General features: G+C 51.5%; 1 protein-coding gene. It reads left to right on the forward strand.

The features are described 5' to 3' along the window. On the forward strand, positions 1-239 hold a 239-nt coding region (locus QP140_RS10260), incomplete at both ends, for a pyridoxamine 5'-phosphate oxidase family protein (protein WP_284759548.1).

Raw genomic sequence — 239 nt, forward strand, 5'->3', positions numbered from 1 at the left:
TCGAGCTGCTGGCTACGCAGACTTTTGGGCGCCTGGTTGTTCGTCGTAAAGATGATATGGATCTTTTCCCGCTGAACTACGTCGTTCATGAGGGGAGCATTTACTTCCGCACTGCCGAGGGGTCGAAGCTTTTTACTGTTTCTCTGAACCACGATGTTCTTTTTGAGGCCGACTTTGTTGACAAGGATGCCCAGAAGGCATGGTCGGTCATCGTAAAGGGTGACGCAGAGGTTCTCACC

It is taken from the genome of Corynebacterium sp. UMB9976 (assembly GCF_030212265.1).
Classification (GTDB): Bacteria; Actinomycetota; Actinomycetes; order Mycobacteriales; family Mycobacteriaceae; genus Corynebacterium.